Annotated in this window: 13 protein-coding genes; all 13 read left to right on the top strand. The window is 25.3% G+C overall.

Going from position 1 to position 11,263, the window contains the following annotated elements; all coding sequences use genetic code 4:
• Positions 1 to 129 precede the first annotated feature (129 nt).
• The 13 genes from AACK85_RS03240 to AACK85_RS03180 all read left to right on the top strand — a co-directional run bounded on the left by AACK85_RS03240 (position 130) and on the right by AACK85_RS03180 (position 10,911).
• Positions 130 to 378: a hypothetical protein gene (locus AACK85_RS03240; RefSeq protein ID WP_338969332.1), complete on the top strand. Its 249-nt coding sequence runs from the start codon at positions 130 to 132 to the stop codon at positions 376 to 378.
• 519 nt (positions 379 to 897) lie between these two features.
• Positions 898 to 2,799: a M60 family metallopeptidase gene (locus AACK85_RS03235; RefSeq protein WP_338969331.1), complete on the top strand. Its 1,902-nt coding sequence runs from the start codon at positions 898 to 900 to the stop codon at positions 2,797 to 2,799.
• A 143-nt stretch (positions 2,800 to 2,942) separates the two neighbouring features.
• Entirely contained in the window at positions 2,943 to 4,190 is a 1,248-nt protein-coding gene (locus AACK85_RS03230; protein WP_338969330.1) for a hypothetical protein, read from the top strand.
• A 180-nt stretch (positions 4,191 to 4,370) separates the two neighbouring features.
• Positions 4,371 to 4,535 (top strand): hypothetical protein, encoded by a 165-nt coding sequence (locus AACK85_RS03225; RefSeq protein WP_338969329.1) that lies wholly within the window; start codon positions 4,371 to 4,373, stop codon positions 4,533 to 4,535.
• Positions 4,536 to 4,565: 30 nt separating this feature from the next.
• Positions 4,566 to 4,790 carry a hypothetical protein gene (locus AACK85_RS03220; RefSeq protein ID WP_338969328.1) on the top strand — a complete coding sequence of 75 codons (225 nt, stop codon included), beginning with the start codon at positions 4,566 to 4,568 and terminating at the stop codon, positions 4,788 to 4,790.
• 107 nt (positions 4,791 to 4,897) lie between these two features.
• A complete protein-coding gene (locus tag AACK85_RS03215) occupies positions 4,898 to 5,083 on the top strand; it encodes a hypothetical protein (protein WP_338969327.1) in 186 nt (61 codons plus the stop codon).
• A 453-nt stretch (positions 5,084 to 5,536) separates the two neighbouring features.
• Positions 5,537 to 5,767 carry a hypothetical protein gene (locus tag AACK85_RS03210; protein WP_338969326.1) on the top strand — a complete coding sequence of 77 codons (231 nt, stop codon included), beginning with the start codon at positions 5,537 to 5,539 and terminating at the stop codon, positions 5,765 to 5,767.
• Between the two features lie 654 nt (positions 5,768 to 6,421).
• Entirely contained in the window at positions 6,422 to 6,619 is a 198-nt protein-coding gene (locus AACK85_RS03205; protein ID WP_338969325.1) for a hypothetical protein, read from the top strand.
• A complete protein-coding gene (locus AACK85_RS03200) occupies positions 6,613 to 6,783 on the top strand; it encodes a hypothetical protein (RefSeq protein ID WP_338969324.1) in 171 nt (56 codons plus the stop codon). The genes AACK85_RS03205 and AACK85_RS03200 overlap by 7 nt, the downstream gene beginning before the upstream one ends.
• Positions 6,762 to 7,037 carry a hypothetical protein gene (locus AACK85_RS03195; RefSeq protein WP_338969323.1) on the top strand — a complete coding sequence of 92 codons (276 nt, stop codon included), beginning with the start codon at positions 6,762 to 6,764 and terminating at the stop codon, positions 7,035 to 7,037. Before AACK85_RS03200 ends, AACK85_RS03195 begins: the two co-directional genes overlap by 22 nt.
• Positions 7,038 to 7,108: 71 nt before the next feature.
• Positions 7,109 to 7,567, top strand: a complete 459-nt coding sequence (locus tag AACK85_RS03190) for a hypothetical protein (protein ID WP_338969322.1) — start codon at positions 7,109 to 7,111, stop codon at positions 7,565 to 7,567.
• Positions 7,568 to 7,600: 33 nt separating this feature from the next.
• Positions 7,601 to 9,112 carry a hypothetical protein gene (locus AACK85_RS03185; RefSeq protein ID WP_338969321.1) on the top strand — a complete coding sequence of 504 codons (1,512 nt, stop codon included), beginning with the start codon at positions 7,601 to 7,603 and terminating at the stop codon, positions 9,110 to 9,112.
• Positions 9,113 to 9,645: 533 nt separating this feature from the next.
• Positions 9,646 to 10,911 (top strand): hypothetical protein, encoded by a 1,266-nt coding sequence (locus AACK85_RS03180; RefSeq protein ID WP_338969320.1) that lies wholly within the window; start codon positions 9,646 to 9,648, stop codon positions 10,909 to 10,911.
• Positions 10,912 to 11,263 lie beyond the last annotated feature (352 nt).

Genomic DNA, 11,263 nt, shown 5'->3' with positions numbered 1-11,263 from the left:
AGTTTAAATTTACTAGATTAAAATTACTTTATTTGATAGTTTTATAAATTATATTAACTATATCATCAAAAATTCCATAATTTTATTAAGATAACAATTTACGATTCATTTAAATATAGTGATTGGTTAGTGCAATATACTTATGATATATCAAAAGATAAAGTTATTAGTGAATTAAAACCTTTAGCACAAAAGAAAGTTCAAAAAAGGAATATAAAACAAGTTATTAAAGATAAAAATTTAGAGAATGATCGAAAGCTAAAATGAAAAGTATACCGCAACTGTTTAAAATTAATTTCCAAAAAATGTAAACTTTTTGATTTGGCAATGGAAAAGGTTGAGAAATTAAATATTATTAATGATGCGATTATGAATTAGATATTAATACAATGCAGAAAAGGCAATTATTTAATTTTGGTGCAGAGACTGATAATTCAACTCTGCTCAGATTTGCAGAAGAAAAAATGCGGAGTTGCATTTCTATTAAATATAAATACATTTAATAGAAATAACTTATACTAAAAATGAATATAAAATTGGTTTGATTTTATATTTTTTTAATTCTCTTAAAAAAAATAAAAATGATTATCATAAATAACAACCAATAATACGTAGGTAGGGTTGAATAAAATTTGGTTCAAAAAAATGTTATAATTAAAGCATAAATGTATGTAACATTTATTTTCTGCAATTTTTTTATTTGCAAATATTAGTTTTAAAAATCATCAAATTAATTAAAGAGTTTTTATTTAATAATTTTAATAGCATTTCCTTTTACAAAAAATATTAATTTTAGAATGATTTTAATAACATATTAACATTTACTTCTAAATTAAATAATTATATTAATTAGAAATAAGGTATAATTTTTAATTTATAAGTCAGGAGGTCAATTTAATGAAAAAAATTTTATCATTTATAATATTAGTAAATCTGTCTACTGCAAGCTTCACTAATTTAATTTCATGCGCTACTATAGAAATTGATAATGGTTCAGATGGCAAATATAATAGAGAATTTAACAATGCTGTAAAAGAAAATAAAAAAGATTTTACATTAGATGAATTAAAATCAATTAATCAAACAGTTTTAAAACATTCACCATTTGCAACTACAAAATATTTCATAAAGCAAAATGATAGTATAACTATTAAATTCAAAATGGATGGCATTGAAACATATGATGAATTAATCACGAAATATCCAGATATGAAATTATTTAGTATTTCAATATTTTACGGTGGTATTTTTGCATCTTATGGTTTAACAAAGTCAAATAGTAAACAAGAATTACCTTTAAAAAAAGATAATGGTTTTCAGTACAACAAAGAATATACTTTTACTGCAAATATTTCTGGATTCTTATTTTTTACAGATTTTCCTTGATTTCAGAAAGAAGATATTTCAAAGATAAGAAATGGAATAACCGTTAAATCTAATAAATTAATGGAAAATTTATATTATAATTTTAATGAAAATTCTTATTCAAATTCAGAAATATGGAACGAATTGTATAAGCTTGAAAGTAGATATAAATTTACCAGAAATTCTGTGTTGGATGAAACCATAATACCTGATAATCCATTTATGATTCTTGAAGGAAAAAAATTTATATATATTATTGAAGTTAAGAGACTATTGACTTATTTGACATTCAGAATGGAAAAAGATATTGATTATCATAATTTTTCTATAAATGCATTAGTAAATTATTTAGATGCTGCAAGAGAAGCATCTGATGAAAATTATGGTCTAAATGAAAATTATTATGGTAATGATTATGCACCAAATTACAAATTAATGGCCTTTGACAATGATGCTGGTGCTGGTCAATATTATGCTACAGATATGTATATTTCTATGCATGATGTTTGTTTTGAAGAAGTTAATGGTAAATATGTGGGTAAAAGTAATTGAGGCTTAAATGTTAAAACTGTTTATGATTCGTTGATACTAAATCCATCATTAAATTTAACAAATGCAAAAAATGATAATGAGGCATTGAAAAAAATGAAGGCAGAAATTAATTGAGGTTTATGACATGAAATCGGTCACACATACCAAAATACAAACTATAAATTAAGTTGATGAACTGAAGTTACTGTTAATATAAACTCATTTATGATTTCCAGAAAATTTTATGAAGAGAATGCAGATCCTAGCAATTATGATAGCACAACAGGTTGATTAGTTAAATGATATGATAATAGTAACGAATATATAACAAAGATAAAAGCACTAGCAACTAATGGAATTACTTTTGCAAATCTTAATTTATATAACGAATATGTGACAACAGATTATGGAGCATTATTTTGATTTCAACTAATATCAGCTTTTGGTGACCAGTTTATACCGACATTAAATCACTATTATCGTGTAAATAAAGATGAATTAACGAATCTTAAAAATGATACGGAAAAACTAGATACACTAATAGAGGTTATTTCAAAAATAACAAGAACAAATATAACTAAATTTTCCAAATGATGAAATATTGAATTATCGGATGAAACAAAAACAATGATGAATGCATTGGGTGAAGATACCAGTGATAAAATAACTGATAATTTATTAAAAAATAAATGATATCAGCCATACGAAGATAAAATAGCTGTTGATAATTTGGGCAATTATTATGATAAACTTTATCATTTACCAGGTGATGACAATACACAAATATCAATTGATGAAACAATTATTTTAGAAGATTTTGGTTCGTATATTATTAAAAAATTAACAAATAAAAATATGAATTTTTCTGGGACAATTTTTGTGAGCAAAAAAAATAGTGACTAATTAAGATTGAATAAAATTGTTGGAGTATAAAAAGTTAACATTTTAATAAAAATTTTTGTTCGTTTTAAAACGAATTTTTAATTTGTGTAGATTTTAAAATAAAAAAGTGTTAATATGAAATGAGGAAAGAAAGGACGTATTTTATGAAAAAATTATTAACATTATTAATGTCTTCTAGTTTATTAATTTCTATTTCATCAACTGTGGTTTCATGTAAAACTATTGGCTTAATTTCTTATTCAGATATTATGAATTTAAATAGTGATCTGTCATTTCAGTTAGATTCGTATAAAAATAATTTAGAAGAATCGGTAGCAAAGGAATTATGATTTCAAAAAAATAAGGATAAAATAATTGGTGTAGCATCAGAGGCAACTGTTGATTGATTTGATAGTGCAAATTTTGAACCAGGAGATACTTTAAATTCAGGAAAAATAAAAATTTCTGCAACAAAGGAACATCCAGAATTTACAAATGAGGTTGAAATTACCATCAAAATCTTACCGGCTGTTGGAACACTTGACCATTCTGTTGGTAACGGAACTGGAATTATAGAAAATGAAACTTTTGATTCTGGTGTGTATTCAATGATTCAGCTTTCAAATGGAATTATTCTTGCCGGAACAAATGCTGGATCTATGTATAAATTAACAGATGAAGGCAAAATTGATACTTCTATTGGTAATGGAGGTATAATAGAAAATAAATTAGGATCTGTTAATTACTTGTTTCAACATTCAAACGGTCTTATTTTAGCTTCATTTGGAGGCAACATAATTTGTAAATTAACAGACAATGGTAAACTTGATACCTCTGTTGGTGATGGAACTGGAATTGTGCAGAGCTTTGATTCTGCTGGCAACGTGCAATGATTGCAAGAACTTTCAAACGGAAAAATTCTAGCTGGATTAGATAATGATAAAATTTATCAACTAACAAATGAAGGCAAAATTGATACATCAGTTGGTGATGGAACTGGAATATTATATGATAATATTGTAACAAAAGAAAGTTCAATTTCTAAATTGTCAAATGGAAAAATTTTTCTTTCATCTGATAAAATAATTTATCAATTAAATGAAGATGGAAGTATAGATACTTCTGTTGGTGGTGGAACTGGTAAAATAGATGAAGAATTTACTTCTACGATTAGTTCAATAATTCAACTTTCAAACGGCGTTATCATTTTGTTAGCGACAAATGGATCAATTTACAAACTGACAGATGAAGGCAAAATTGATAAATCTATTAATAATGGTTCAGGTATACTTGAAAATGGAACATTAAAAAAATATTTATATGCTCACTGTATTCAGCTTTCAAATGGTTTTATATTACAAGGAGCAGGAATAAATATTGAACGTGGTTCAATTTATAAATTAGTTAATTAAATTTAATTTTTATAAAATTGTATTAATAGTACTAAGTAAAATGATAGTAATTACATGGGTGTATAGGACTTATAACAAAGAAGTAGGGTCAAATAGGAAAAGACGATAAATATCGTCTTTTTTTGTTCTTTTGTAAAACCAAATAAACACTTCGTATAAATATTGGAAAGAGATTTTAATATGCATGCGAGAATAGAATTCAAATATATGAGTTTTTCCAGAAGTTCTAAAGAATTTAGACTTCTATACAAAATTGAAGAATTTAGTTCTTATCAATTAGAATGAGAAGAAATCATTAAATTTGAATTACCTACTTGCAGTAAAGTTAAAGAATGTTTAATTTAATTAAAAAATAATTTATATGAAGTGTATGAAATGTTAAATCTAGAAATTACGTTTGAGGCATTTAATTTAAATTTCAAAGAAGACCAAAAAGTATGAGAGTTGATTTATATGAATAGTTACTATTTAGGAATCGATATTTTTGGAAATAGAACAACCTCAATTTTTGATGGTTTTAATATTCATACTTTTTTAGTAAAGAGTGAAAAGAACATTTTAAATTTATCCAAAAAATTAGGGATTTATACCCATCAATAAATGAGACCTTTACAAAATAATGTAGCTAATACAGATATGGTTTCATATGCAAGCTAATAGGTACTATTGAAATTAAATATAAAAATATATTTAAAATTAATTCATTTATGATTAAAAACTTTAAAGATAAAATTCTAAATAATAAAAAATCGATTGAAGGTCTCATATCAAAAACTGGTCGTGCTGGGGGTTGATTTCGGTACTCCAAACGTGTTAATGAGCATGAAGTAGATGTAATTATTATTTATTATTATGGATCAGCAAAAAAAGAAAATCAGATAAGAATTATTTAAATTCTATTTATAGAGATTGGGTAGAGACACCTTATGCGACTTGCGAAAGCGGCAAAATTGTACTCCGGTTATGGTATACGTGAACCATTAGAGACGCATCTCTTAAAAGGCGGAGTAGTTTTGGAGTTGCGTTCAAAACACATCTAGCATTAGCTAGAAGTAGATAGTTTTAACTATGGCAGTCTTAACTCTTACGAGTTGCAAAAGCGAGACTCCTGAAAAAGTTTTTGGGGGCAGAAAATGTAAATGATGCTCGCGTGCATACTGGCCGTTGCGTGGTGACGGAAAGAATGGCACTTTGCTCTTTTGTAGGGCAAAGTGTGTCTAACCTGAGCGGGCTCTGGAAAGAATGTGATTTTTCTCGAAGGTTTTAAATAATTCAAGAAAAGAAAAATATGAAGAATAAATAAATGTAATAAAGAATTTAGTTACTATCCAAATTCAAGTTGTTTAATGGTAAAAGGTAAAGTTCTAAAAGTTTGTAATGAATGCAAGTTAATTGAAATTTCATTACGTTTAAAAAAATTATATAGAGGTCCAAATATAAAAATAATGAAGCATATTGAAGAGTTAATGGGAATTATTGACACTCAATCAAAAACTATTTCAAAATTAATTTTAGATAAAAATATAGATAAACCAAAAACTGTAAAAGTTGAAATGATAGAAGAGTGAGATTTGTAATATGGAAAAAGAAATAATTAAACATAATTTAATTCATTTATCGGGTTAAGTTTATTAAACTCAGAAGAACATCCTGGTAAAAATGCTAATGGCTCTGTTGAATGATTAATTAGGAAAATTAAGATAATATTTGATAATAATCAATGAATAGATTTAATTTTTGAAAACTTGGAATTATGAAATAAATATAAAAAAATTCCAATTGGTTATTATATTGAAGTTAATGGGTTATTAAAAAATTTATTTAATAGAAAAGCTAATCAATCTAAAGCTCAAATTGAAGTTCTTGAAGTCCTATATACGTGTCCAATTAAAACAACAACAAAAAGATAAATTTTTAATGTCTAATGATACCTTACAAAAAAGAAACTAAAGCTAAAAGGAGATAAATCATGATTGATAGATTTATAACCCCGCTAACATAATCTGGTGGAAAAAGTAAACAATGAAAATTATTGAAAAGTTATTTTCTCAAGAATACAAAAAATATGAAATATATTAAAGGTGCAAATAAAGCATTATCATTTTAGACTTACAAAAATAATTTAATAAAATATTATCTAGCACAGTTGATGTTGTTATGAAACCTATACAAAAACTGGTTACTAAAATTAAGAAAAAGGTAATTAAAAAAGCTGACCCATTAGTTAAAAAATGGGTATATCAAAATTAGATAAAGCAACATATAAAAACATTGATAAAATTTTAATTCAAGTTATTTCTGAGTGAATTTTAGGTTATAAAGTTCAATCCTTACCAACCGGAACATACACAGTGATGATCTATTTTAAAAATCCAAAATATGAACCAAGAATATTCTATTGAAATCAAAAAGAAATGATATCATGGTAACTGCATGTAATAAACAGAGAGCAGGAGAATATTACAAAAGAAATTTAGAACTAGGTTATCATTTAACGAATTCATCAATTCTAGGTGCATTGAATTTTTTACCACCAATAATGATTGGCTTTATTAAAGAAGGAATTAGAACATGAAATGAAATAAAAAAATAAAGAAACTTATTAATACATTAAAAACTGATTCAAATTCATATTTAAATGACGCAATGAAAAAAGCTAATAAATTATTAAATGCAAAGAAAAATAATTTTATTGTTGCTACAGTATTTTCATCTGTATTTTTTAGAGGAGCATTAAAGAATTTTTTAAATCATAAGTCAAATAAAAACTATTTTAGAGAACACTTAATCAAAAAGGAAATACAAAAATCTAACAATAAAATTAAAGAAATCAAGACAATTCATTAACTATTCTAAAAAACCAAACTTCTTTTTTAATTTATAAGAAAATATATCATTTTGCTATAGGAGGAATTCATATGAACAAAAATAAAAAATTTTGCAATTTTGCAATTTTGAAAGTATTACCTTTATTGTTATCATTAGGTCTTTTGATAGGTATTGGTTATATTGTTAACGCTATACCATTTATCAACAAATTAGATAAATCAGACACTATTGCTATTATTGCAGCATTTGCTGTAATCTCAGCATTTATTTTCTTTGGATTATTTTATAAAGCAATTCAAATGTTAGATAAAGCTCGTATTGAAAAAGCTATTGATGCAAAATTAATGCTTGGACATAGAATTGTGTCAGCTGATATTTCAAATGCTCAGGATGCAAAAGATTATGCAAAAACTAAAAAATTTGAAATGGAAAAAACAATTCAAGAGCATAATGCTGCAATTAGAACTGTTAAACATTTTGAAAAGGCGCATAGGGCGTATAGGGCGCATAACAAAATTTGTATTTTCTGATTGATTAAGTTAAAATAAAGAAAATATAAGAAATGAAAGAAGGAGTTCTATTTGCGTAAATTATTATGTATGATAGGTACAATTGGTATTACAGTAATGAGTACCTCATCAGTTGTGTCTTGTGTTACTGTTTCACTACATCCAACAAAAATAAACTTGAATACTATAAACTTGAATACTATTAATAACTATGTAAATAATAATAATAATGTAACAGATCAAGATATTGTTGAAGCCATTAACAATATACAGGCTCAAATTTTGCAGCAATTTCAAGCAAATGATTTAACAAGCAAAGTGACAGAGAATGATTTTACAACAGATGTAGTTAAAATTGTAAAACCTGGTGATTTATCACAAGGTGTTACAGTGACAATTATTGCTACAAGTGATTCGTTATGAATATATGGTTCAACAAATATCAGTGTTAGTTTCATTAATAAATCAGATGCTAATTTAGATTTGAGAAATTTAAAGAATGCTATTGAATATAAAACAAGTGGTACATTAATTTCTGAAGTTGAAGCTAAACAAAAATGATTTGATTTAAATATGACGGAATTGAGAATAATAAATGAAAATGTTAACATTTCTTGATTTACAACCATTAATTTCAGTGCAGGTAATAAAAATACGCTAGGAAATATTGATATTTCTGCAACAACAATTCATAATAAACAATTTACAAATACAACATCAGTATCCATTAAAACAATTATAAAGCAATCAGGTACGATTGATGATTCTGCAGCTAATCAAGGAATGATTGAAAGTATTGCTACTACTGCAATGATTCAACTTTCAAATGGAACTATTTTAGTTGGATCATTTGGTGGATCAATTTATAAATTAACAGATGAAGGTAAAATAGATCATTCAGTTGGTGATGGAACTGGTAAATTAGATGATAGTTTTGATAATTCAATTAATTCGTTTGTTGAACTTACAAATGGTCTTATTTTAGCCGGAACAAGTGGTGGTTTAATTTACAAACTAACAGCTGAAGGCAAAAATGATAATATATTAGAAGATCGTTTAGATCATGATGTTTTTTCACTTGTTCAACTTTCAAACGGAACTATTTTAGCTGGAACATTAAGTAACTCAATTTATAAACTAACATCAGAAGGTAAAATTGATACATCAGTTGGTAACGGAACTGGTAAAATAGAAGATAAAACTTTTGATGGTGTCGTGACTTCAATTACTGAGCTTTCAAATGGAACTATTTTAGCTGGTACAAATAATGGTTCAATTTACAAGTTAACAGATGAAGGTAAAATTGATACATCAGTTGGTAACGGAACTGGTAAAATACTAAATAATGTTTTTACAACTTATGTTAGGCCAATAATATTTCAACTTGTTAATGGAACTATTTTAGTTGGAATTGGTAACTCAATTTACAAATTAACAGATGAAGGTAAAATTGATAAATCAGTTGGTAACGGAACTGGTAAAATAGAAGATAAATTTAGATTTACTATTGCTACATTTATAGAACTTTCAAACGGAATTTTTTTGGCTGGAACATCAGGAGGAATTTATAAATTGGTAAATTAAATTTAATTAAGTGTTTTAAAATATATTTTTTAAGTTAATTTACATAAGGAAAGATAAGACAGTTATGTCAATTAAAACGTATTCTGTTATGTAAAAAAATCACGAAAAAAGATATATTGTTAACAATTAGTTAAAACCTGTACATAAATTTAAGATAACCTCAAAAGTGGGATACATAAAAAAATCAAAAAGCATATCTAGGAATAGATATGATTTTTGACTTTTATTTAGTATCACTTTTAAGTTTGTTCTAAATAGATATGTTAATTATTTAATATACTATTAAATAATTATTAAATAAGTAAGTTTAAATTTACTAGATTAAAATTACTTTATTTGATAGTTTTATAAATTATTATATTAACTATATATCCTACAATAATATAAATAATGAAATGATTAATTAATAATAATGATTTTGTAATTAAAATTTTTATTTGAATTATATTTATATTAACTAAAAAAAGTTTATACTATAAATATAATAAATAATGTGCAAGCAGTAATTTTTATTTTAGGAGGTTATTTATAAAATGAAAAATTTATTATATTTTTTGGGAGCAGTTTCATTAATAACTAGCACTACATTTGGCACATCTTCTTGTGCAATAACTACTATTGAATCTGGTAATCAAAGTGACGGTGATTTGGATTTATCAATATTAAGTAATGATGTCTCGTGAGATTTAAATCATAATAAAATGCCAACAGAGGATTCTATCATAGAAATATGATTTAAGCAAAATGAGAATAGGCTGAAAAAAGTAGATGATAAAGTCTCTGCTGATTGATTTGAAGCTTATAATTTTAGTGTTGAAAATAATAGTTTAAGAGGATCTGTTTATATTATATCGAAGTCTATACATAACAGTGAATTTAAATATGCAGCAAATGTTTCAATTTTTTTAAAACATTTTGGAACAATTGAAAAAGTTATTAGCACTATGCCAAGCCAAGAATACTCAAATGGATGTATTTATCAACTTTCAAACGGAATTATTTTATATGGAAGTGGTAATATTATATATAGACTAACATCAGAAGGAAAAATAGATACGTCCGTTGGTAATGGTACTGGTAAGCTTGATGAAGTTGGTTCTCATCTATATGACATAGTATCAATAATAGAACTTGAAAACGGTAACATTTTTGCTTTAACAAATTCAGCATTTTATAAATTAAAAAATGATGGACATATAGATAGATTAATTGGCAATGGAACTGGAAGAATTGAAAATGATTTTAAAGATGACATTAGTTCAATTATACAACTTTCAAATAACACAATTTTAGTTTCTGTAATCAATAGTGGCAAGAGTTCAATTTATAGATTAACAGGCGAAGGTAAAATTGATACATCTGTTGGTATTAATGGTAAAATAGAAGACAAAACTTTAGATGGTGCAGTTTACTCGGTAACAGAATTGTCTAATGGATTAATAGTTGCAGGAACAGCTTCTGGTTCAATTTACAAACTAACAGATGAAGGACATATTGATATATGAAGTGGTAATTCAGGAGTTATTGATTCTGATACAAGCATAAAATTGAATTGCATTTCACAATTTTCTGGTGTGATCATTGGTGCGACTTGAAAAAATAATGATAATTATGCTAAGACAGTTATATTAACAGATGAAGGTCATTTTGATAGAAATGCTGGATCTTTAGGAACAATTGAAAATTATCAGGGTACAATAAGTTCTGTGGTTACTCTTAAAAATGGAAAAGTATTTGCTATTTATAACACTCTAGAAAATCAAAATTGAAAAAGTCAAGTTGTTCAATTAGCTAATTAATTTTTGTTAGTTTACAATTATTTTATTGTGCAAACAAGTGTAATATTCAAATTTAAATAGAAATTTAACGAGAGTTTTTATTTTCAATTTCACCGGCTAAATTAAAGAGCAACAAAATTACGAATTATTTAATACTTGCAATAGTATTATTGACAATAGTTTTATTTATATTGATTATCATAATTTTTATTTATAAAAATAAATTTTAAAAAATATAGGTAAAATAATCAAACATATTTAACACAGTTAAATGAGATAAATAAAATAAAAAATCAGTTAATTAAAGAAAATCAAAAATGAATTATTTGTATTGGAAAATTTAAGAAATGAAAAGCTTGAAGAATACATAATG

This window comes from Spiroplasma endosymbiont of Labia minor, from assembly GCF_964019845.1.
Classification (GTDB): domain Bacteria; phylum Bacillota_I; class Bacilli_A; order Mycoplasmatales; family Mycoplasmataceae.
This window is presented reverse-complemented; position numbering and strand designations above follow the sequence as displayed.